Annotated in this window: 21 protein-coding genes; 14 read left to right on the top strand and 7 right to left on the bottom strand. The window is 65.4% G+C overall.

Annotated features, from left to right (window positions below):
• Window positions 1-15 precede the first annotated feature (15 nt).
• From mnmG to GXY47_05300, 5 genes are all read left to right on the top strand, one after another.
• Complete coding sequence (gene mnmG, locus GXY47_05320) at window positions 16-1935, top strand: tRNA uridine-5-carboxymethylaminomethyl(34) synthesis enzyme MnmG (protein NLV30558.1); 1920 nt, start codon at window positions 16-18, stop codon at window positions 1933-1935.
• Window positions 1928-2587 carry a hypothetical protein gene (locus GXY47_05315; GenBank protein ID NLV30557.1) on the top strand — a complete coding sequence of 220 codons (660 nt, stop codon included), beginning with the start codon at window positions 1928-1930 and terminating at the stop codon, window positions 2585-2587. Before mnmG ends, GXY47_05315 begins: the two co-directional genes overlap by 8 nt.
• A gap of 132 nt (window positions 2588-2719) precedes the next feature.
• Window positions 2720-3496: a ParA family protein gene (locus GXY47_05310; GenBank protein ID NLV30556.1), complete on the top strand. Its 777-nt coding sequence runs from the start codon at window positions 2720-2722 to the stop codon at window positions 3494-3496.
• Window positions 3474-4361, top strand: a complete 888-nt coding sequence (locus tag GXY47_05305; protein NLV30555.1) for a ParB/RepB/Spo0J family partition protein — start codon at window positions 3474-3476, stop codon at window positions 4359-4361. The genes GXY47_05310 and GXY47_05305 overlap by 23 nt, the downstream gene beginning before the upstream one ends.
• Window positions 4330-4701 carry a polymer-forming cytoskeletal protein gene (locus GXY47_05300; GenBank protein ID NLV30554.1) on the top strand — a complete coding sequence of 124 codons (372 nt, stop codon included), beginning with the start codon at window positions 4330-4332 and terminating at the stop codon, window positions 4699-4701. The genes GXY47_05305 and GXY47_05300 overlap by 32 nt, the downstream gene beginning before the upstream one ends.
• On the opposite strand, the gene GXY47_05295 is transcribed toward GXY47_05300, so the two are convergent.
• On the bottom strand, window positions 4698-4970 hold the full coding sequence (locus GXY47_05295; GenBank protein ID NLV30553.1) for a hypothetical protein: 273 nt from the start codon (window positions 4968-4970) through the stop codon (window positions 4698-4700). The genes GXY47_05300 and GXY47_05295 overlap by 4 nt on opposite strands.
• A gap of 206 nt (window positions 4971-5176) precedes the next feature.
• On the opposite strand from GXY47_05295, the gene GXY47_05290 reads away from it, so the two are divergent.
• Window positions 5177-6595: an efflux RND transporter periplasmic adaptor subunit gene (locus GXY47_05290; GenBank protein ID NLV30552.1), complete on the top strand. Its 1419-nt coding sequence runs from the start codon at window positions 5177-5179 to the stop codon at window positions 6593-6595.
• 70 nt (window positions 6596-6665) lie between these two features.
• Complete coding sequence (locus tag GXY47_05285; protein NLV30551.1) at window positions 6666-7346, top strand: ABC transporter ATP-binding protein; 681 nt, start codon at window positions 6666-6668, stop codon at window positions 7344-7346.
• A 76-nt stretch (window positions 7347-7422) separates the two neighbouring features.
• Here GXY47_05285 and eno read toward each other — a convergent pair whose 3' ends face one another.
• Entirely contained in the window at window positions 7423-8700 is a 1278-nt protein-coding gene (gene eno, locus GXY47_05280) for a phosphopyruvate hydratase (protein ID NLV30550.1), read from the bottom strand.
• Between the two features lie 404 nt (window positions 8701-9104).
• On the opposite strand from eno, the gene GXY47_05275 reads away from it, so the two are divergent.
• The 5 genes from GXY47_05275 to GXY47_05255 all read left to right on the top strand — a co-directional run bounded on the left by GXY47_05275 (window position 9105) and on the right by GXY47_05255 (window position 14313).
• A complete protein-coding gene (locus GXY47_05275) occupies window positions 9105-9443 on the top strand; it encodes a type II toxin-antitoxin system RelE/ParE family toxin (protein ID NLV30549.1) in 339 nt (112 codons plus the stop codon).
• The gene (locus GXY47_05270) at window positions 9424-9735 is read left to right on the top strand and encodes an XRE family transcriptional regulator (GenBank protein ID NLV30548.1); all 312 of its coding nucleotides are present in this window, start codon (window positions 9424-9426) and stop codon (window positions 9733-9735) included. The genes GXY47_05275 and GXY47_05270 overlap by 20 nt, the downstream gene beginning before the upstream one ends.
• A 350-nt stretch (window positions 9736-10085) precedes the next feature.
• Complete coding sequence (locus tag GXY47_05265) at window positions 10086-11717, top strand: ATP-binding cassette domain-containing protein (GenBank protein ID NLV30547.1); 1632 nt, start codon at window positions 10086-10088, stop codon at window positions 11715-11717.
• 321 nt (window positions 11718-12038) lie between these two features.
• Window positions 12039-12971 (top strand): glycosyltransferase family 2 protein, encoded by a 933-nt coding sequence (locus GXY47_05260; protein NLV30546.1) that lies wholly within the window; start codon window positions 12039-12041, stop codon window positions 12969-12971.
• A 25-nt stretch (window positions 12972-12996) separates the two neighbouring features.
• Window positions 12997-14313, top strand: coding sequence for an NAD(P)-dependent oxidoreductase (locus tag GXY47_05255; GenBank protein NLV30545.1), 1317 nt, complete (start codon window positions 12997-12999; stop codon window positions 14311-14313).
• Here the strand turns inward: GXY47_05255 and GXY47_05250 are convergent.
• Together GXY47_05250 and GXY47_05245 are read right to left on the bottom strand one after the other, a co-directional pair.
• Complete coding sequence (locus GXY47_05250; protein NLV30544.1) at window positions 14300-14638, bottom strand: DUF5615 family PIN-like protein; 339 nt, start codon at window positions 14636-14638, stop codon at window positions 14300-14302. The genes GXY47_05255 and GXY47_05250 overlap by 14 nt on opposite strands.
• Entirely contained in the window at window positions 14635-14859 is a 225-nt protein-coding gene (locus GXY47_05245; GenBank protein ID NLV30543.1) for a DUF433 domain-containing protein, read from the bottom strand. The genes GXY47_05250 and GXY47_05245 overlap by 4 nt, the downstream gene beginning before the upstream one ends.
• A 138-nt stretch (window positions 14860-14997) precedes the next feature.
• On the opposite strand from GXY47_05245, the gene GXY47_05240 reads away from it, so the two are divergent.
• Window positions 14998-15336 carry an STAS domain-containing protein gene (locus GXY47_05240; protein NLV30542.1) on the top strand — a complete coding sequence of 113 codons (339 nt, stop codon included), beginning with the start codon at window positions 14998-15000 and terminating at the stop codon, window positions 15334-15336.
• A gap of 14 nt (window positions 15337-15350) precedes the next feature.
• Complete coding sequence (locus GXY47_05235; GenBank protein NLV30541.1) at window positions 15351-16403, top strand: hypothetical protein; 1053 nt, start codon at window positions 15351-15353, stop codon at window positions 16401-16403.
• 22 nt (window positions 16404-16425) lie between these two features.
• Here the strand turns inward: GXY47_05235 and GXY47_05230 are convergent, their stop codons facing one another.
• From GXY47_05230 to GXY47_05220, 3 genes are read right to left on the bottom strand one after another with little or no spacing between them, the layout of a single operon-like run.
• Window positions 16426-17391, bottom strand: a complete 966-nt coding sequence (locus GXY47_05230) for a tetratricopeptide repeat protein (protein ID NLV30540.1) — start codon at window positions 17389-17391, stop codon at window positions 16426-16428.
• Window positions 17392-17443: 52 nt separating this feature from the next.
• A complete protein-coding gene (locus GXY47_05225) occupies window positions 17444-18829 on the bottom strand; it encodes a sigma-54-dependent Fis family transcriptional regulator (GenBank protein ID NLV30539.1) in 1386 nt (461 codons plus the stop codon).
• The gene (locus GXY47_05220) at window positions 18829-21627 is read right to left on the bottom strand and encodes a PAS domain-containing protein (GenBank protein ID NLV30538.1); all 2799 of its coding nucleotides are present in this window, start codon (window positions 21625-21627) and stop codon (window positions 18829-18831) included. Before GXY47_05220 ends, GXY47_05225 begins: the two co-directional genes overlap by 1 nt.
• Between the last annotated feature and the right edge of the window lie 239 nt (window positions 21628-21866).

The raw sequence follows: 21866 nt of genomic DNA, 5'->3' as shown, positions 1-21866 counted from the left end.
GGGCGCGGGGGAAACATGGCGAGACGATTGCGCGGAAGCTGCGACGTGGTCGTGGTGGGAGGGGGACACGCCGGGTGCGAAGCCGCGATCGCGAGCGCCCGGATGGGGGCGGGGACCCTCCTGTGCACCCTCGACCCCGGCCGCCTCGCGCAGATGTCGTGCAACCCCTCCATCGGGGGGATCGCCAAGGGGCACATGGTCCGGGAGATCGACGCCCTCGGCGGCGTCATGGGGGAGGCGGCCGACGCCACCGGGATCCAGTTCCGGCTCCTGAACTCGAGCCGGGGACCGGCCGTGCAGGCCCCGCGCTGCCAGTCTGATAAAGCCAGATATATCAACTATATGAGGGATCTATGCACGGCCCTGCCCCGGCTCGAGGTCCTCGGGGCCGAGGTGGTCGACCTGATCCTGGGGGAGGAAGGGGTGCGCGGGGTTCGGCTCGCGGACGGACGGTCGCTCCCCTGCCGGGCCGTCATCCTGACCGCCGGGACCTTCCTCAACGGGACGCTGCGGATCAGCGACGGGAGCTGGAGCGGCGGCCGGATAGGGGAGCGGGCCTCGGTGGAATTGGCGCAAAGCCTTAAAAACAAAGGCGTTATTATAAACCGGCTCAAGACCGGGACCCCCCCGCGCCTCCACCGGGACAGCATCGACTATGCGCGGTTCGAGGAGCAGAAGGGGGACGAGGCCCCCACCTTCTTCTCCTTCCGGACCCGGAAGACGGCGCTCCCGCAACTGAGCTGTCACCTGGGGTACACCAACGAGCGGGTGCACGCCATTATCCGTGCAAACTTAAATAAATCAGCATTATACGGAGGCCATATCACGGGCATCGGCCCCCGCTACTGCCCCAGCGTCGAGGACAAGATCGTGAAATTCCCCGACCGGGAGCGGCACCAGGTCTTCCTCGAGCCGGAAGGGCTCGACAGTGAGGAGGTCTACCTCAACGGCGTCTCCACCAGCCTCCCGATCGAAATCCAGAAGGAGGTGGTGCGCGCCATCCCGGGGCTCGAGCGGGCCGAGATGGTCCGGCCGGCCTACGCGATCGAATACGATTACGCCGATCCCCGGCAGCTCGGGGGCACGCTCGAGACCCAGGCCGTGAAGGGGCTCTATTTCGCGGGGCAGGTCAACGGGACGACGGGATACGAGGAGGCCGCCGCGCAGGGGCTGGTGGCGGGGATCAACGCCGCGCTCGCGGTCCAGGGGGGGGAGCCGGTTCTCTTTCCGCGCGAGGAGAGCTATATCGGGATCCTGATCGACGATCTCATCACCCGGGGGGTCGACGAGCCCTACCGCATGTTCACCTCCCGCTCCGAATTCCGGCTCCTGCTGCGAATCGACAACGCCGACCGCCGGCTGCGGCCGCTGGGGCGCCGGCTGGGGCTGGTATCGGCCTCCGATTACGCCGCGTTCGAGCGCAAATACCTGGAAGTAGACTCTTTACGCGACTTCCTGCGCAGGGAGCGCTGGAACCCCGAGCGCGTCCCCTGCCCGGGCCTCGGGCGGAAGCTCGACAGCGCGGGGGTCAAGGGGGCCACCCTCGAAGAGCTGCTCCGGCGCCCGGAGGTGGAACTCCTCGACCTGGAGCCGCTCCTGCGGGCGCGGGAGCGCTGGCCGGAGGATGGGGAGGTGCGGCGGGTGGTCGAGATCGAAGTCCGCTACGAGGGGTATATCGGGCAGCAGAAGAGGGACGCGGAGAAGCTGGGGCGGATGGGCGCCCGGCGCCTCCCCCCCGATTTCGATTACGAGGGGGTGGCGGGGCTGAACCGCGAGATCAGGGAAAAGCTGGCGCGCGTGCGCCCGCGCGACCTCGCGATGGCGGGCAGGATCCCGGGGGTGACCCCGGCGGCGGTCGCGATCCTCAACGTGCAGCTCGAGCTGCGCCAGGCGGGGCGGCGCCGCCGCGAGGCGGGGGAGGAGGGGGATGAGTGAGGGTGCGGGACTGGAGCGGCTGCTGGAGCGGTCGGGTGTCCCGGCCGGGGGCCCCGAGGCGGATCTCCTCCGCCGGTATCTCGGGCTGCTGCGGAAATGGAACGCCCGCATCAACCTGACGGCGCGGGGGGAGTGGGACTCCCTCGAGCCGCTGGTGCGGGAGGGGGTCTGGAGCGCGGGGCTCTACCCCCCCGGGGAGCGCTCCCACCTCGATATCGGGAGCGGCGCCGGCTTCCCCGCCCTCATCCTTCGGATCTTCAACCCCGGCATGAGGCTGGAAATGGTCGAAAGCCGGGGGAGAAAGGCCGCCTTCCTCGAAACGGCGGCCTGGGAGCTCGGTTTCGGCGAGGTCCGGGTGCACGCCGAGCGGCTGGAACCCTTTTTGCTTCGCTCGGCGACGGACAAGCGCTGGGACCTGGTCAGCTGGAAGGCGATCCGTCTTTCGGGCACCGAACTGGCGGCCCTGAGGCTCCACGCGGGGGAGGACGCCCGCTTCTGGATGTTCCACGGCGCCTCCCCCGCGGGGGACCCGGAGGCGCTCCGGGACCATTTCCGGCTCGAGCAGCGCCGCGCGGTCCCCGGAACGAAGGGAGCATGGCTCTCTATCTATGGGGACAGTCACCACCGTCCCCAAAACGAAAACGGACAGTGATGACCGTCCCCCCCCGACGCCGTTTCACGTGAAACCGGGGACAGTGGTGACTGTCCCCCTGTTTCACGTGAAACACCCCCTAAAAGATCGACTTTTCCCCGGCGCTGTGCTACTCTCGCTTCCGCGTATCCCATGGCAAAAATAATCGCGGTAACCAATCAAAAAGGGGGGGTGGGGAAGACCACCACCACCATCAACCTGGCCGCCGGCCTGGCGATGGCCGACATGCGGGTCCTGGTGATCGATACCGACGCCCAGGCCAACTGCAGCAGCGGCCTGGGGGTGGTCAAGGGCTCCGTGGAGCTGAGTCTCTACGATTCCCTGATCCGGTCGGTCCCCCTGGCCGAGATTCTGCGCGATACGGAACTCGACAACCTGAAACTCGCCCCCGCCGACCGGAATCTGTCCGGGGCGGTGATCGAAATGCTGGAGTTGCCCGAACGCGAGTCCCTCCTCAAGCGGCTGCTCGAGCCGGTGGTGGGGAACTTCGACTTCATCCTGATCGACAGCCCCCCGTCCCTCAGTATCCTGACGCTGAACGGGCTGGTCGCGGCCGATTCGGTCCTGATCCCGATCCAGTGCGAATATTTCGCCCTGGAAGGGCTGACCGATCTTTTCGACACCCTGGCCCGGGTCCGGCGGGCGTTCAATCCCCTCCTCTCCATCCAGGGGATCCTCCTGACCATGTACGACGAGCGGACCAACCTGAGCGCCCAGGTGCGCGAAGACCTGAAAAGCCACTTTGCCGACAAGGTGCTCGAAACCGTCATCCCCCGCAACGTCCGCCTGGCGGAGGCTCCCAGTTTTGGTAAACCCGTTCTTATCTATGACATACGCTCCAAGGGGGCGGAAAGCTATCTGCGTCTGGCCAAGGAAGTTCTGAGCTATGAAAAAAAAGGCATTGGGTAGGGGGCTCGGGGCGTTGATCCCCGAGGTCGAGCGCGCGGAGCCCACCCCGAACGAGATCGATATCGACCGGATCTCTCCGAATCCAAATCAGCCCCGGATCCTTTTTGACGAGGAGCGGATCGAGGAACTGGCGGCCTCCATCCGCGAAAACGGGGTCCTGCAGCCGGTGCTCGTCCGCCCCTTCGGCCGGGATTACCAGCTGATCGCCGGGGAGCGCCGTCTTTCGGCCGCCCAGCGGGCGGGGCTGTTGAGAATTCCGGCGGTGGTCCGGGAGGTGCCCGACGATCAGCTGCTCGAACTGGCGCTGGTGGAAAACATTCAGCGCGAACAGCTCAACCCGATCGAGGAAGCGCAGGCGTACGCCCACCTCATGGAAGAGACCGCGCAGACCCAGGAACAGCTGGCCCAGAGGCTGGGGAAGGACCGGAGCACCATCGCCAACGCCGTCCGGCTGCTGAAACTCCCCCCCGCGGTCTCGCTCCTGGTTTCGGAAGGGAAATTGTCCGCGGGTCATGCGCGCGCCCTCCTTTCCGCCGCTCTCCCCCCGCTCGAGATGGAGCGGACGGCGGTCATCCTCATCGAAAAGGGGTGGTCGGTACGGGAGACGGAGCGCTGGGCGAAGAAGAAGAACAAGGCCCCATCCCTCCCCCGCATCCAGGACCCCAACGTGACGGCGGCGGAGGACCAACTGCGCCTCGCCCTGGGAGCCCGGGTGGAGATTGTATCCAAGTCCAAGGATTCAGGGGAGATACGGATACATTACTACGGCCAGGAGGAACTCATGCGCCTCTTTGCCCTCCTCAAGGAACAGCAGAATTCAACGGAGCACAAACATGGGATTCAGAACGGGAAAATCCGCAAGTGAGATTGTCAGCCAACTGGGGGAAGGGGCTGAGCTGAACGGGGAGTTCCTGTTTGCCACCGGGGCGCGCATCGACGGCGTGCTCAAGGGGAAGTTGAAGGCGGAAGCGGCCCTGGAAATCGGGCCGGGCGGCAGGATCGACGCGGAGGCCCACGTCCGGCGGATTTCGATCCGGGGGGAATTCCGCGGCACCATCCACGCCTCCGACCGGGTGGAAATTCACAAGGAAGGGAAGGTTTACGGGGAAATCTACTCCCCGTGCCTCATCATCGAAGCCGGGGCGGTGTTCGAGGGGCGCTGTAACATGAACACCCCCCCCGCGGAGGCGCCCGCGCCGGGCTAGACGGGGTCGTCTACCGATATCTTCAATGCTTTCAAGAATTTAGCGTCGTCTTCTGTGATCGTGAGCCGCACCGGTTCCCTTCCGGCAACCGTCCGCTCCCCCTCGGCCGGGGAGCGGGCGCCGATTCTGGCTTCGATGGAGAGATACACCTCGTACCCGGCCGCGCGGATGACACGGATGCTCTCGTTGATCCCGGGTGACTCGGAGAGCGTTTCGTTGATGGACGCACCCAGCTGCCTGACGAGCTTCCTGATTTCGGATTCCGGCATCGGAGTTCTCCCGAACGGGGTTGCCCCCCTCCCTTCATGGTACGCCGGCGATGTCGGGTATTCAATCGGGGGCCGGAATCGCGTATGATTTCAACGAAATATGAAACCTTTCGTCCCGGCCGCTCGTAGTATTCGACATTGCCCCGAATGGAGGTGAAAAGCAGATGACCAAGGGGAAAAAAGTCTGGGTTATCGGTGGTGCCATCTTGGCCCTGCTGATCATAGTGGTAGCCAGCGTCAAGATCAGCCGCAAAAATACCGTCCTCGTTCAGACGTCGGTTGTGAAGCGCAAGGATACCCTGAGCTCCAAGGTCACGGCCAGCGGCGAGATTCGCGCCAAGGAATTCGTCGATCTGCAGTCCGAAATCGCGGGCATCATCACCGAGCTGCCGCTCCGGGAGGGAGCCGCGGTCAGGAAAGGGGACGTGCTGCTGCGCATCGACCCGATCCAGACGGAGGCGGATCAGGCCTCGAGCCGGGCGCAGTACGACGCCGCGCTGGCGGAGACGCGGGCGCAGGAGTTCCTGATCATGAACGCCGAGGCGAACCTCAAGAGGGACGAGGCCTCGCTCCGGTCGGCGCGCGCGGAACTCGCGCAGGCGGAGCACAACTTCACCCGGGCGGAGAGCAGTTTCAAGCGCAAGCAGCTCCTGCACGAAGACGGCCTGATTTCGCGCGACGAGTACGAGGCGGCGCAGAACGATTTCAAGGCCGCGCAGTCGCGGCTCGAGGTGGCCCGGGCGCAGGCCTCCCAGACGGAGAGCCAGGTCAAGGTCTCCCGCAACAACATCGAGCAGAGCAAGGCATCGGCCGAGGCGCGGCTGGCCAACGCGCGGGCCGCGATGGCCAGCCTCACGCGGGCCAAGGACCAGCTGAAGAAGACCACCCTCTACTCCCCGCTCGACGGGGTGATCACCCAGCTCAACGTGGAAAAGGGGGAGCGCGCCCAGCCGGGGATCATGAGCAACCCCGAGGCGACCCTGATGACGATCGCCAACCTGAGCGTCATCCAGGCCGAGCTGAAGGTGGACGAGACCGACGTGGTGAACCTTTCCCTGGGCGACATCACCGAGGTCAAGGTGGACGCCCTCCCCGACGTGGTTTTCGAGGGGGAAGTCACCGAAATCGGCAACAGCCCCATCCAGTCGTCGGCCGCGTCCCAGGAGGCCAAGGACTTCAAGGTGATCGTGACGCTGCTCGACCCCTCGCCCAAGCTGCGGCCGGGCATGTCGTGCACGGGCGACATCACCACCGATGTCCGCAACGACATACTGGTCATCCCCATGCAGGCGCTGACGGTGCGCGACGTCGAGGTGGACAAGGACGGGAAGTATCACCCCCCCGACGTGAACGCGCAATCGGGGAGGGTGGCGAAGGCTTCCGGGCGCGGCGATGACGAGCCCGAGAAAAAAGAGCTCGAAGGGGTGTTCGTGGTCGGGGAGAACGGCATGGCCCGCTTCCGGGACGTGAAGACCGGGATCACCGGGGAGTCCGAAATCGAGGTCCTGGAGAACCTCCAGGAAGGGGAGACCATCGTCTCGGGCAGCTTCCAGACCCTGCGCACCATCAAGGACGGCACCTTCGTCAAAGTCGACAAGTCGTCCAAAACCGATGCAAAACGATAGCCTGAACGAAGCATAGAGGAGCATGATGAGCGGAACCAACGATAGCAGCGCCGGCGGGGACAACAACATCCTGATTCACATCGAGGATCTCTGGAAAACCTACCAGATGGGAACGGAGCAGATCCATGCCCTGAGGGGCGTCACCTTCTCCATCGTCCGGGGATCGTACGTCGCCATCATGGGGCCCTCGGGGTCGGGGAAATCGACCCTGATGAACCTGATCGGCTGCCTGGACACCCCCTCGAAGGGGACGTACATGCTCAACGAGCGGCTGGTCTCGCAGATGGACGACGACGAACTGGCCCATATCCGCAACAAGGAGATCGGGTTCGTGTTCCAGACCTTCAACCTGTTGCCGCGCGCTTCGGCGCTGCACAACGTGGAACTCCCGCTGATCTACAACGGGACCGCGTCGCATGACAGGAAGGAGCGGGCGATCAAGGCGCTCCAGAACGTGGATCTTGGGGAGCGGGTCTACCACCGGCCCAACGAGCTTTCCGGGGGGCAGCGCCAGAGGGTGGCCATCGCCCGGGCGCTGGTCAACAACCCCTCGCTCATCCTCGCCGACGAGCCGACGGGCAACCTCGACAGCGCGACGAGCAGGGAAATCATGGAAATCTTCGACACGCTGCACAAGCGGGGGAACACGATCCTGCTGGTCACCCACGAAAACGACATCGCCGAACACGCCTACCGCATCATCCGCCTGCTCGACGGGCAGATCCACAGCGACGAGAAGGTGCCGAAGTAGTCCCCTGACGAAACGCACAAAAAACGGGCGGCCCGGAGGCCGCCCGTTTTCGTTTCCGCCGCCGGTCCGGGGGCGGTCAGAAAAGCCGGGTCCCGAGAAAGCGCGAGTGCCCGCCCAGTTCCTGTTCGATCCGCAGCAGCTGGTTGTACTTGCAGATGCGGTCGGTGCGGCTGGCCGACCCGGTCTTGATCTGCCCGGCGTTGGTGGCCACGGCCAGGTCGGCGATGAAGGAGTCCTCGGTCTCCCCCGAGCGGTGGGAGATGACGGTGGTGTAACCGTCGACCTTGGCCAGCTCGATCGTGTCCATGGTTTCGCTCAGCGTCCCCACCTGGTTCGGCTTGATCAGGATGCTGTTGGCCATCCCGTCGGCGATCCCGCTCTGAAGCCTCGAGGCGCTCGTGACGAAGACGTCGTCGCCGACCAGCTGGATCTTCTCCCCCAGGGCGGTGGTCAGGGCCGCCCACCCCTCGCAGTCGTCCTCCGCCATCCCGTCCTCGATCGAGACGACGGGGTATTTTTCGATCCACCGCCCGTAGAGCGCGATGACCTCCTCGACACCGAGCTTCGCCCCGGTCGACTTCTTGAAATAATACTTCCCTTCCTCGTAAAACTCGCTGGCGGCCGCGTCGAGCGCCAGGAAGATCTGCTCCCCGGGCTTGTACCCCGCCTTCGCGACCGCTTCCAGGATCAGCTCGATCGCCTCCTCGTTCGACTTGAGGTTCGGGGCGAACCCCCCCTCGTCGCCGACGCCGGTGGCGTACCCCTTCTTCTTCAACACCCCCTTGAGGGCGTGGAACGTTTCCACCCCCATGCGCAGGCTCTGGGAGAACGACTCGGCCCCGGCGGGGACGATCATGAACTCCTGGATGTCGAGGTTGTTGTCGGCGTGCGCCCCGCCGTTGACGATGTTCATCATCGGCGTGGGGAGCACGCAGGCGTTGGTCCCCCCCAGGTAGCGGAAGAGCGGGAGGCCGAGGGAGGCGGCCGCCGCCCGCGCCGCCGCGAGCGACACGGAGAGGATGGCGTTGGCGCCCAGCGACCCCTTGTTGGGGGTCCCGTCGAGGTTGACGAGGATGCGGTCGAGCCCGCGCTGGTCGTAGACGTCCTCCCCGACCAGGGCCGGGGCGATGATGGTGTTGACGTTCTCGACCGCGCGCAGCACCCCCTTGCCGGAGAAGCGGCCGGCGTCCCCGTCGCGCAGCTCCACCGCCTCGTGGCTTCCGGTGGAGGCGCCCGACGGAACCGCCGCCCGGCCCCGGACTCCGCCCTCGAGCGTGACGTCCGCCTCGATGGTGGGATTTCCCCTGGAGTCGAAAATCTCTCTTGCTCTGATCGAACGAATATTGCCCGTCATAGGAAAGCTCCTCAAAGATTGGATAGGTTCAGGGAAAGAAAGCGCAAGGATTCTTATAGCATAGGGGCCAAAGGGGATCAAGGAACCCCCATGGAGGGGACAGTCACCACTGTCCCCAATCTCAGAGCCGACCTGGAGAAAAGCCTGGCCGTACCCAAGCGGCCGATGATTCGGAAAGCGACCTGGGCTTGTCTCCTTTGATAGGGGTTCACTCCGCAACGCGATAGATGGCCAAGCCGCGGCCGCGGCCCCGTGGAGGCATGGATAAATGGGTGACGGGTGGGACGTCCCTGTTTTCAAAGGGGACCCTATTCCCCGGAACACGTTGGATCTCTTTTGTGAGGACCAGGAGACAGACGAACAATCTCCTTGTTGATGTCTCGGATCGGGGACATAATGATACCGTGAAAGCGATCGATTTTCATGTGAGAGCGCTGGAGTTCATCAGAGAACAGGCAACGTCGATCCGTCGTCACCTCGGAGAAGCGCTCCGAGACCTTCAAAAAGGTGTCAACCTTGGGATGCCTCTCAGCCGCCCGATGCCAGGTATTGCACCTGGAGTTCACGAATTGCGGATAAGGGGAGAAGGAGCGACGGTGAGGGTTTTTTATTATGTACACAAGGAAGACGCGATTATTGTTTTTCACGCGTTTCAGAAAAAGTCGCAGAAGACACCTTCTCGTGAGATCAACCTTGCGCGTCAGAGATTGCAGGAGGTTTTAAATGAAGCAAGCAAATCCTGAAAAGCCCATCCGCACCAGGACTGCCGAAGACTTGGGAAGAGCTATGGGTTTATCTGCGGCGGAAACGGGAGAAATGGAGTTTCGTTCCGATCTCACCTGCGCTTTGACAAAAATCATCCAGAATGGACGATATACACACGCAGAGATCGCCAAAAAGGCAGGAACTTCTCGCACACGCGTGACGGCTATCGCTAATGGGAACACACATGGGATGTCGACGGATCTTTTGATTCGGGTACTTTCTGCCACAGGATACAAAGTTGAATTGCGGGTACGGAAAGCCGCTGCATAAGGAGTAGGAGGGGACAGTCACCATTGTCCCCAATCACAGAGCCGATCTGGCGAAAAGCCTGCCCGTACCCAAACGACTGAAGACCCGCAAAGAGAACCGGGTTTATCGTTTTAGATTTTGGTTTTGTCGGCAGCATGACAGATGACAGAGCCGGGGCTGCGGGTGGGCTTTGATAAATGGGTAACGGGTGGGACGTCCCGGTTTTTCATTTATTTGGCGATAGCTGCCTTTCCGGGTATACTTCGGGTTTTTTCTGCGACTGGGCCCAGCGGTTTTCTGCGGTCAGGTCGCCGTGTCCCCTCACTCCCGGAGCCTTTTTTCCCATGCAGCTGTCTCTCAACAACATTTCCATGCGGTTTGGCGCTCTCGTCCTGTTTGAAAACGTCTCCACAACCTTTATTGCCGGACGACGCTATGCGATCACGGGGCCGAACGGCGCCGGAAAGTCGACGCTCATGAAGATCCTGACCGGGGAAATGGAGCCCGAAGGGGGTTCGGTGACACGGCCCGGAAAGATGGGCGTCCTGCGGCAGGATCAGTTTGCCTTTGAATCGTACCGCGTGCTCGATGCGGTGATCCTCGGGAATACCGCTTTGTGGAACGCCATGCAGGAGCGCGAGGCGCTGTATGCCAAGGATCCCGATACCCTCACGGATCGTGATGGCATGCGTCTGGGAGAGCTCGAAGGGATCATGGGCGACGAAGGCGGCTATACGGCGGAAACGGATGCCGCCATCCTGCTCGAGGGCCTGGATATCCCGGAATCCCTGCACGAACGCAAGATGGGTGAGCTGCAGGGGGGGCAGAAGGTGAGGGTTCTGCTGGCCCAGGCCCTGTTCGGCAACCCGGAGGTGCTGTTGCTCGACGAGCCCACCAACAACCTCGATCTCGATTCGGTCCACTGGCTCCAGGAATATCTCTGCGCGTATTCGGGCTGCCTCATCGTCATTTCGCATGACCGTCATTTTCTCAACGAGGTCTGTACCCATACGGCGGACATCGACTACCAGACGGTCCTCACCTACACCGGCGGTTACGACGATATGGTGCTGGCCAAGACGCAGGTCCGGTCGCGCATCGAAGCCGGCAATGCCCAGAGAGAGAAGAAGATCGCGCAGTTGAACGAATTCATCGCCCGCTTCGCGGCGGGCACGCGCTCTTCCCAGGTGACCTCCAGGAAGAAGGAGGTCGAAAGGCTTCAGACCTCGGAGCTGGCAAAATCGAATATCCAGCGCCCGTTTATCCGGTTCGACGTTGCGCGTCCCTCGGGGAAACATCCGCTCGAGGTGGATCGGCTCGCCAAGTCGTACGCGGGCGCAGACGGGCAGGTCCCGGTCATCCGCGACTTCAGCGCCAAGGTCAGCCGCGGGGAAAAGATCGCCCTGATCGGGCGCAACGGCGCGGGAAAGACCACGCTGCTGAAAGCGCTGATTTGCTGCGCCTCCGGCAATATCGATGCCGCAGACCGGGAGTTCCCCGTCGACGGCGGGACGGTGACCTGGGGTCATGAAGCGGCCGTCGGATACTTTGCGCAGGACCACGGGGACTCCATCCCGCCCGGCATGAGCGTGATCGAATGGCTGCGCGAATGCGATCCCGCCGCCTCCCAGCAGGAGTTGCGCGGGCTGCTCGGACAGATGCTGTTCAGCGGCGACGATGCCCTGAAACGCACCGACACCCTTTCCGGGGGCGAAGCCGCCCGCATCATCCTGTGCCGTCTCATGCTGCAAAAACCCAATATCCTCGTGCTGGATGAGCCCACCAATCACCTCGACCTGGAATCGATCAATGCTCTGAACATCGCCCTGCAGCGATATGCAGGCACGCTGCTCCTGGTGACGCATGACCACGAGGTCATCGACGAGGTGGCGACGCGCATATGGCACTTCGGGAACGGGCGGATCGAAGATTTCAGGGGACCCTATTCCCAATACCTGTCCCAGTCGGAACCCTCGGGCCAGGTGCGATCCATGATCGCATAGATCGGCTGCGGATCCGGAAAAGGATCTTACCCGAATGCTCCCTCAACGCCTGGAGGCCCTTGAGCATTTTTGGGGGTCCCATTCTGCGAGGCCTTTGAGCTCGATTGCCGTCCGGCGTTCCAGAGGGTGGTGACGGCTGTGGGGTCTGCCGTCAATGATCATGATAAACAGCGGAGGAGATGTCGAATATCATCATTGCCGGGGTATGCGGGCGCCATAATGGCCATCGACTTTTGGCGGGGGTCGGGATAGAATCTCGCGGCTTTTGGATAGCCGTGAACATGTGGCGCGCGAGGTTTCGACTCGAGGTTTTGTTCCGCTATGGCCGACTCCAAGACCACCGCCCTGATCGTGACCTGGAACGGGCGGGAGCTCGTTGGGAACTGCCTGCGGGACCTGCTGGCGGGGAGGCCGCATCTTCCTGTCATGATTGTAGATAACTCGTCCACCGACGGCACGGCCGAGTACGTGCGCCGCGAATTCCCCCAGGTCGAAGTGCTCGGGAGCGGTGCGAACCTGGGGTACGGCCAGGGGTGCAACTACGGGCTGAGGCGGCTGATGGCGCGGCCGGGGGAATACTTTCTCCTGGTCAATCAGGACGCGCGATTGCGGCCCGACGCGCTAGACCGGCTCGAGGCGGCGGCCGACGCCCACCCCGAAATGGGGATCCTGATCCCGACCAACCTGACTTTCGAGGGGGACCGGATCGACCCCGGGTTCGAGGCCGCGCTCGGCGACCCGCGCCTCGGCCCCTACCGGGCCGACCGGGCGGCCGGCCGGCTGCGGGACGCCTACCCCGCGGGCATTCTCCCCGGGGCGGTCAAGCTGGTGCGGAAAGCGACGGTCGAACGGGTGGGGGGCTACGACCCGCTCTTTTTCCTCTACGGGGTGGAGTACGACTACCACCTGCGGGCCGAACGGCACGGCTGGCAGTCGGGACTGGTGCCCGAAGCGGTGGTGCTCCATTCCTACATCGACCACCGGATGGAGGGGCGGGTGCTCACCCCGGCCCAGCGGCTCGACCGGATGACGTGGCTGAGCCTCTTCCGGCTCAAGCGGATGGACCACCCCCTGGCGCGCAACGTCGCGGTGACGTTTATCCGGCTGGCCCAGGAAACGGCGCGGGCGCTTGTCGCGGGGGACGCGGCCGGGGTGAGCATCGGGCTTCTGGCCGGGGCGCGCTCGCTCGCTTTGTTGCCCCGCGTGGTGCGCCACCGCCGGCGGTCGCGCCGCGGCCAGGGGGCCTTTTTCTGAACTTCTATCTGTTGCGGGCTTGGATATGTACGGCCTGATCGAAAAAGCGTTGCGGGAGCGGGGGAGCGACCTGCGGGTCGCGGTGGTGGGCACGGGCTGGTTCGGGAGCCGCCTCGTCGGCGAACTGGAGCGAGCGGCCGGGGTGCGGCCGGTCGCCGCGGTCGACCTCCTGCCGGAGCGGGCGGTCCGGTCGTTTCTCGCCGCCGGCTGCGCGGCCGGGGAGATCGAGCGGGCCGCGACGGGGAGCGCGCTGGCCGCGGCCGAAGCGCGCGGGCGGAGAATCTGCCTGGAAGAGATCGGCATGCTGGGGGAGCTGCGCACGCTCGACGCGATCTATGAATGTACCGGCGACCTCGAGGGGGGGGCCGAGGCGGCCGTGCTCGCGGCCGATCTGGGGCTGCCCTTTGTCACCGTCAATTCGGAGCTCGATTCGACCCTCGGCCGGGTCCTGGCGGAGCGGGCGGCGGAGCGGGGGACGGTTTACACCAATTCGGACGGGGACCAGCCCGGCTGCCTGGCTCGCATGATGAGGGAAGCGGTGGCCTTCGGCTTCGAGCCGCGGGTGGCCGGCAACTGCAAGGGGTTCATCGACCCGCACCAGGACCCGGTCGGGGTACGGCCCTTTGTCCTCCCCGGCCACGATCTCAACAAGGTGTGCGCCTTCGCCGACGGCACCAAGCAGGCGATGGAGCTCGCCGTGGTCGGCAACGCCTTCGGCCTGCGGCCGGCGGTGCGCGGCATGCACGGCCCGCGCACGAGCAAGCCGGAGCTGGTCGCGACCTTCGACCGCCTGGTCGGGCTCGACACCCTCTCGGGCGGGATCGTGGATTACGTGCTCGGCATCGACGGCGTGGACCAGGGGGCGGGGGTGTTCGTCATCGCCCGGCGCGACTCCCCCGGCTTCAGCCAGGACATGCAGTACCTGAAGAAGGGGGCGGGCCCGAATTACCTCTTCTTCCGCGATCATCATCTCTGCCACATGGAGGCGCTCTCGAGCCTGGTCGAGGCCGCCTGCTTCGGGGTGGCGACCCTCAGGCCGGCCGGCTGGGAGTGCGAGGTGTGCGCCGTGGCCAAGCGCGGCCTGCGGGCGGGGCGGCGGCTGGACGGGCTGGGGGGGTTCGACGTCTACGGGGTGCTCGACTCGGCCGAGGCCGCCCGGGACGCTCGCCTGCTCCCCGCGGGCCTGGCCGGATTCGCCACCCTGACGGCGGATGCGGCGGCGGACCAGCCGCTGACTTCCGATATGGTGGAACTCGAGGACAACCTGGTGACGCGCCTGCGGCGCGAGCAGGACGCGCTTCCGTGGCAGGGGTCAGGTGGCAAAAGGGCTACGGGCCTGTAATCTCAACCACCCCCTCTCCTTTTCGGAGCCAATCGGCGGTGCGAGCAAAAGACCGCTTGAGCAGCCGCTTGAGTTGAGCGTTTGAGGTGTTGCCGCAGGTAAGCAGGATGATTTGCGGGGGGATTCCCGATTTTTGGACCAGGTGGACGAAATCCACATCCTTGGTCATGATGATGGCGTTGGCCTTTCTGGCCGCGAGGAAGATTTCCTGGTCTTTGGCAGCGCGCAAGCCAAGGTCCCGTACGGCCATTGCCGAAACTGAAAATTCGAGGCTCATCCAGGACGCTATCGCGGGGGATACATGCGCGTCGAGCCAGATGATCATGCGACCATTACCGGGTGGTCCAGGCGGCGGGCGGCATATTTCAGGGCGGCCCTGATATCTTCCATCTCGAGATCGGGAAGCTCTTCCAGGACCTGCTTTGCGTTAAGACCGGCGGCGAGGAGATCGAGAATATCAACGACACGGATCCGCATGCCACGAATGCAGGGTCGGCCGCCGCATTGTTCGGGGTCAATGGTGATTCTGTCGATCAGACGGGGCATACTGTTCTCCTGGCGTGAAATTGATATCCATTATATCAAAGGATGGGCCGGTTTGAATGCGGGATCGGCAAAGCCCGCGTCAAATTGACAGGCTTCGGCCCGCTGTGCTAGTTTCTCCTATTGAGATCGGGAGGCCGCATGAAGTTTACGACCAGGGTGGAAGGGGACGTGGTGGTGATCGACGCCGAGGGGAAGATCATCCTCGGCGAGGGGGACGTGGAGATCAAGCAGGCGGTGGACGAACTGGTCAAGCAGGGGCGGAAGAAGATCCTCCTGAACCTCGCGAAGGTCCCCTACATGGACAGCGCCGGGCTGGGGGAGATCATCCGCTGCTTCACCGCGCTGCGCAAGAGCGGGGGGTACTTCAAACTGCTGTCGCCCAACGCGCGCGTCCTCGACCTGCTGAACATCACCAAGCTCCTGACGGTGTTCGACAGTTACGACGACGAGGAGACCGCGCTCGCGAGCTTCTCGTAACCCCGATGGGTATTATGGTCCGATCCCGACGAAGCCTGTTCATAGCCGCCCTGTGCCTGGCCGCGGGCATCCTGGGGGAGGGTCTGCCGCGGGCCCAGCAGCTGGGGCGCGTCAGCTCCGACCATGTGATCGTCCAGATGCCGGCTGAAAGGGAGCTGCTGGGCCGGCAGCTCATCGGCGACCTCGAGCGCTGCTACGCCTACATGAACCGCTCCATCGGCGGCGCGCTCCCGCGCCGGGTGGCCGTCACCCTCGACTGGGCCCGGGCGGAAACGGTCTGCAACCGCCGGGCGGGCCACATCACCATCGGGATGGGCCGGCCGGAAGCTTCCGGCGACAGGGAATTTCTCTTCCACGCCATCGCCCGGGAGATGGCGCGCCTGGGGCTTCTCAACCTCTCCGAGGGGGCCGCGCGGGAGGACACGGAGTTCCTCTTCGAGGGGATGATCGAGATCCTGGTCCACGAGTTCGACCACTCCTCCCGGAGCCTGGAGTCCGCCTGGGCGATCTCGAAGCTCCTGCTCGAGACGGACCGGCTCGGGCTGGCCCGGCAGCGCGCCTGGTCCGAATTCTCCGGCGGGGTCCGCAGTCACCGGAGCGCCGCGCCGGGGGTCACCTTTTTGAAGACCTTCCGCGACCTGCAGGGGCGCGAGCGCCCGGTCAAATTTTTCGAGGCGCTCAAAAAGCGCAGCCTGCTGAAAGCGCTGGAGATGACCTTCAAGGCCCCCGGGGACGAGCTGGAGCGGGTGTGGCTCGAGCGGGTGCGGGAGTACCGGATCCCGGAGGCGATCCTGGTCGACGAGGCGCGGGCCCCCCGCCTGGTCCGGATCGAGCCGGCGGAGGGGAGAGTGCGCATGGTTATCGAGGATGCCGACGGCGACCTTTCCGCCGTCTTCGTCCGGGACGAGGGGAGCGGCGCGGTGTCCCAGGCGCGCGCGGAAACCGAAAACGGCGTCCCGTTCTTTACGGTGAGCCTCCCGGCGGGCGCCGCCGCGGGAGCGGTCACGATCGTGGCCGTGGACGAGGCGGGGAACCTGCGGAGCTGGAACGAAGCTCCGTCCCGCTAGCCTGCAATCTCCTTTTTCCAGGCTACTTTTTATTTTCGGTGACCCGCGCGATCGCCTCCTTGAGTTCCTCGGACGCGGCGAGCGAGTCCGCCTTCCGGTAGGCCTTGAGGGCCGGATCCCACTTCTTCTGCTTCTCGTAGACGAGTCCCAGCCGGGCGTGGACCCCCGCGTTGTCGGGAAGGAGCGCGGCGGCCTCCCCGAGCGCCCGCTCCGCTTCGGCGTAGCGGTTCTGGAACAGGTAGGCCTCGGCCAGGTTGTAGTGGAGGTAGCCGTTGCGGGGGTCGTACTCCCGGGCCTTGCCGAGCGCCTGCGCCGCGGCGGCGTACTCCTTGCGCCGGAGCGAGGCGACCCCTTTCTGGAAATGGGCCTTTCCCAGCGCTTCCCGGACGGTCGGCTCCCCCGGCTTCAGCGCGAGCGCCCGCTCGAGCTCCGCGATCGCCTCGTCGGCCCGGTTCGTGTTGAGGTAGGACACGCCGAGCATGGATCGGTCGGCCCAGTCGCCGCTCCCGGCGCGGAGCGCCCGCTCGAGGTCCGCGGCGGCGGCGTCGAACCGCTTCAGGCGGTAGTGGGCGGCCCCCCGGAGCCTGTAGACCTTGGTTTTCTCCCCCTCCGGGTTCTTCTCCCGCGCCGCCAGGGTTTCCGCCCGGCCCAGCGCGGTGACGCTGTCGCCGTATTTCCGCATGTTGAAGTAGGCCTGCCCCAGTCCGTAGTAGGTCGCGAAGGAGGTCGACTGGAGCTCCGCCGCGCGGGAAAAGGAGGAGACCGCCAGGGCGTTGTTACCGAGGCCGAGGTAGCAGAGCCCCAGCAACCGGTGGCCGAATTCCCATTCGGGCGACCGGTCGAGGTCGGGCTTCAGCTCCTGGATCGCCTTGGTGAACTGCCCCTGGTTGTAAAAGGCGACCGCCTGCTTGTAGTCGGCCCGTGCGGCCGGGACCGCGGCCAGCAGGCATGAGAGCGTCAGAACGCGGAAAAATGGAGTGGTCTTCATCGGGCCCCCGTCGAAACGTCTTCTATTAGGGTAGCCGCCCCCGGGAGGGGTGTCAACTTTGGGTCCTGTCCCGCCGGATCCTGAAACGCTTGAGCTTCTCGCTCAGGGTGGTGGTGTTGACCGAGAGGAGCTCGGCCGCCTTCTTCTGGTTCCAGTCGGTCCGCTCCAGGGCGGCGAGGATGAGGGACCTTTCGTAGCCGCTCACCCGTTCCTTCAGGGAGACGCCGTCGGGCACGAAGCCGGGGGGGGGCGCGAGGGGGGGCGCCGTCAGGGAGGCGGGGAAGAGGCCGGGGCCGACGCGGTCCCCCGGCGCCAGTACCACGGCCCGTTCCATGACGTTTTCCAGCTCCCGGACATTTCCGGGCCAGGGGTAGTCCAGGAGCACCCGCAGGGCGTCCGGCTCCAGCGTCAGGGGGTCGCGGCCGTTCTCCTCCGCGTACTTGCGGAGGAAAAACTCCGCCAGCAGCTGCACGTCCCCGGTCCGCTCGCGCAGCGGGGGGACCTTGATGGCGATGACGTTGAGGCGGTAGTAGAGGTCGTCCCGGAAGGTCCCCGCCCGGACGCCGGTCTCCAGGTCGGTGTTCGTGGCCGCGACGATGCGCACGTCCACCCGGACGTTCTCCAGGCTTCCCAGCCGGCGGAACTCCCGCTCCTGGATGACGCGCAGGAGCTTGGCCTGCATCTCGAGCGAGATGGTGGCCACCTCGTCCAGGAAAAGGGTGCCGCCCGAGGCCGCTTCGAACAGCCCCTTGCGGGAGACGCTGGCGCCGGTGAAGGCGCCGCGGACATGCCCGAACAGCTCGCTCTCCAGCAGCTCCGACGGGATGTTGCCGCAGTTGATGGCGACGAACGGGGCCTCCGCCCTGCCGCTCGAGGCGTGGATCGCCTTCGCCACCAGCTCCTTCCCCGTGCCGCTCTCCCCCTGGACCAGGACGGTGCTCCGGCGCGGCGCGACCCGCCGGACCAGGTCGAACACCTGCTGCATGGCCGGGCTCTTGCCGATCAGGTTCCCGAACCCGTACCGCTCGAAGAGGGTGCGCCTCAGGCGCGAATTCTCCTCGACGAGGTGCCGGTGTTCCGCCGCGTTCTTGACCGCCAGGAGGAGCTCGTCGTTCTTGAACGGCTTGGTCAGGAAGTCGAAGGCCCCCAGCTTCGTCGCCTGCACCGCCTTGTCGATCGAGCCGTAGGCGGTGAGGATGATGGCCGCGGGGGCGTTCTCGAGCTTCTTCATCTCCCCGAGCAGCTCGAGCCCGTCGATGCCCGGCATCATCAGGTCGACGAGCGCGACCGCGTAGTCGGTCTCGCGGAGGCGCTCGAGCGCCCGGGCGCCGTCCTCGGCCAGGTCGACTTCATAGGACGCCGTCGCCAGCAGGTCCGACAGGACGTCGCGCAGGATCTCTTCGTCGTCGACCACCAATACGCGCCGGTTGAAAAGCATCATTGGAGCCTGGCCGGAAATTTCAGCATGAAACGGGTCCCCTTGCCGGGGGTGTCCACCAGGATCCGTCCCCCGTGCTCCTGGACGATGCCGTAGCTCACCGCCAGGCCCAGGCCGGTTCCTTTCCCCATCGCCTTGGTCGTGAAGAAGGGGTCGAAGATCCGGTTCAGGTTTTCCCTCGGGATGCCCTCGCCGGTGTCGGAGATTTCGACGACGACCATCGATTCGCGCATGCCGGTGCGGATGGCCAGCTCCCCCCCCGACGGCATGGCGTCACGCGCGTTCAGGAAGAGATTGACCAGCACCTGCTGCAGTTTGCCCGTGTTCCCGTAGACGGGGGGGAGGGAATCCTCGAGGTCCGATTCCACCCGGATCCCGGAGCGTTCGAACTGGTGCTGGAGGAGCGCGAGGCTGTCGGCGATCAGGCGGTTGAGGTCGACGGGGTTGAACGTGCTCCCGCTCAGGCGGGAGAAATTGAGGAGGCTGTTCACGATCTCGGAAGCCCGGAAGGACTGTTTCTCGATCTTTTCAAGGATGGGCCGCTGCCGGTCCGATTCCCCCGCCTGCTCGAGCAGCATCTGGGCGTAGCTGGAGATGCCCGTGATCGGGGTGTTGATCTCGTGGGCGATGCCGGCGGCGAGCAGCCCGATGGAGGAGAGCTTCTCGGCCTGCAGCAGCTGGTCCTCCAGCGCGATCTTTTCCGTGATGTCGTCCAGGACGAGGAGGACCCCCCTCTCGGAGGGGTCGCACAGGGGGATCAGGCCGAGGTTCACTATCCGCCGCTCCCCCTCCAGGTTGTCCAGGCGGAGCTTGAAGAGGTTCACGGGGGAGTCGATCCTCCACCCCTCCCCGCTGTCTCCCCCGCGCAGCGAGGCGATGAAATCGGGGGAGAAGAGGTTGTCCACCGGGGTGCCCGCGATATCCCGCCGGGAGACGGCGTAGAGGGTTTCGAAGGCGCGGTTGCAGAAACGGATCCTCCCGTCCTCCTCCAGCGCGAGCACCGCCACATCGATGCTTTCGAGGATGTTCTCCGTGGCGCGCTTCATCCGCTCCAGTTCGCCCGCCCGGCTCTCGGCCGACTCGAGCAGCCGGGCGTTGTCGACGGCGATGGCGCCGAATTTCGCCAGGGCGGTAAGCAGGTCCAGGTCTTCGGTCGAGAAGTGGCTCCCGCCCGGGAGGGGGCCCAGGGCGATCGCCCCCACGCGCCGCCCCCGGTGTTCGAGCTCCTGCACGTAGGCGAACCCTTCCGCCTCCAGCTCCGCCCCGGCCGGGTAGAGGCGCCCGGGACCGCCCGGCAGGCCGGGAAGGGCCTCGGCCGCGCCCAGCGCCTCCGCGCGGAAAAGAGGCCGCAGGGCGGCCGGGGGCCGGCCGATCGCGTCGGCGGGGCGCAGGCGGCCGGGGTGCGCCGGGTCGTCGACCAGGAGGGCGGCCGTCTCGATGCGGAAGGCGCCCGAGATCCGCTCGAGGATCCGGCGCGAGAGGGGGCGAAGGCCGATGTCGGAGCCGAGGGTGCGGGCGAAATCGAGGAGGGTGGCCCGGTCCTCGAAGCGGTCCCGGTAGAAGCGGCGCTCGAGCCCCCGCTCGATCACCCGGCCCAGCGGCCGGAAGAGGAGCGCCAGCGCCAGCGCCGCCAGGCCCATGGACGGCAGCAGGGAGTGGGGCGCGACCCTTTCGAGCCCCTTCCCCGGCACCAGGACGAGGAAGAGATAAAGGGCTACGAGCAGCCCCGCGGCCGCGAGACGGGCCGCGGCGCCGCGCGCGATCTTCTCCACGTCCATCAGGCGGAAATCGGTGAGGGCGTACCCGACCGCCAGCGGGATCAGGGCGAGCGAAAGGATCGACGCCTCCATGGCGAGGTTGGGGCGTGCCCCGAGCAAAACGGGAAGCCCGTAGGCCAGGCCGAAGGGGACGATGCCGGCCATCGTGCCGTAGCCGATCCATTTCAACTGCTGGCCCGCGACGAGGTCCCGGTTGCCGCGCCTCAGCCGGAGGAGCCGGAGGCCCCCGGCCAGGAAGGCGGCGCAGAAAAAGAGCAGCTCCACCCGGTCGACGACCAGGCTTCCGCCGGCCGTCAGCGCGAGACCGAGCGGGGCCAGGTGCCCCGTTATCCAGAGGAAATGAAACGCGACGAGGGCGAGGGCCGGGGCGTAAACGAGGAGCGCGGGCCTCGGGCCGGAGGCGACGGGAAAGCGATGGCAGAAGTGGAGGAAGAGCGCGGGGAGGAGGAGGAAGGCAACGGCCGACAGGGTGTAGACGGTCCAGTCGAGGAGGCCCAGGCGCGGGGTGTAGCTGTAGAGCCAGAGGACGAAGGCGGCCAGGCAGACCAGGAAGAAGTGCCTGCCCGCGCCGGAGGCGCGCGTGCGCCACAGCACGTAGAACCCGATGCCGAGGTGGAGAAAGGCCAGGAGGGTCTTCAGTCCGTCCCGGGCCGAAAAGAGGGGGCGCGCCCCGAGCCGGAGGCGCACGCTGCGCACCCCCGCCTCCCCCGCCACCTCGTAGGTGTGCCACGAACCGGGGGCGAAGCGGTAGAGCAGCTCCGCGTACCGTCCCAGGTCGGGGACCTCCGCGCCGTCGATCGACAGGAGCCGGTCGCCCGGGTGGATCGCGGGCGGATTCGGCCCGGCTCCGGGCTTCAGCCCGGCGGACCGGAGAGCGCCTTCCGATTCCACCCAGAGGACCCCGTCGGAGGGGTCGGCCCAGTTGAGGCGGTCCCGGAGATTCAGGACTCCGACGGCCATCAGGGCGCAGGAGAGGAGCACGGCGGCGGCGATCCTCGATGGCACGGGAAAAGGGTTCATGAACGCGCTCTCATATGTATACCCAGGCATGGGGAGGGGATGCAATTTATATGCCACGGCAAAGGGGAGAGCGTGAGCCATCGGTCCCGTTAATTATGGAAATATAAACAGACACTACTGTCCCAACGTTAGTTGAATAGATTCAATTGTATGCAGCTTTCATCTATTTGTTCTATGTCTTCTTCCCTCGATAATGCCTGTAAAATTGGGGTTTTCTCGAAAAGGGCAACGCTCAGGAT

The organism is Acidobacteriota bacterium (assembly GCA_012729555.1).
Taxonomy (GTDB): Bacteria; Acidobacteriota; UBA6911; order UBA6911; family UBA6911; genus UBA6911.
This window is presented reverse-complemented; position numbering and strand designations above follow the sequence as displayed.